The organism is Vibrio sp. Y176 (genome assembly GCF_033438945.1).
This window is the reverse complement of sequence record NZ_JAWOQS010001082.1, coordinates 1-538: the sequence shown is the minus strand read 5'-3', so window position 1 is coordinate 538 and position 538 is coordinate 1. Positions and strand designations below refer to the sequence as shown.

At 47.8% G+C, this 538-nt stretch carries 1 pseudogene; it reads left to right on the top strand.

Features of this window, described 5'->3' with window-relative positions:
• Positions 1-538: pseudogene (locus tag R7O13_RS30315) on the top strand (flagellin); the annotation flags it as partial.

Genomic DNA, 538 nt, shown 5'->3' with positions numbered 1-538 from the left:
GTCAGTCTATTCTGTTTCAGGCATTCAACTGACTCAGGCACAGCAACAAGCAACAGCGGTACAATTTGCTTCAAAATCACTGCAAACCATTGGTAAAGAGCTAACGCACATCAAACGTGGGTAAACTCAAGCCGTTACGCAAGGCACACAAAATGTGCCTGGGTTGCAAGATGCGCTTGTGCGCTCTAAAGCGAACATTCAACGTGTTGTGGAACAAGCGCGCTTTGATGGCCAGAAGGTGATTGATAACGAGTTGCATCTCAAATTGGATAAAGCCGATATTCGTCGCTTCTCTATCCCAGGTTTGAATGTGCATCGTCTCAGTGACCGAGCGGAACAAATTCGTTTGGATTTCCCTCAGGGCCAAGCGGTGATGATTCAGTTTGACGGTCAATCGGACGGCGCACGCACGGTGAAAATGCTCGACCGCAGTTTAAATGCAATAGGCAAGCGCGAATCATTTGCTGAAGACGGCACCATTTTGTTTGAAACGCGCGATAACGCTTATCAACAAACGCAGCAGAAGGCTTTGGTAACG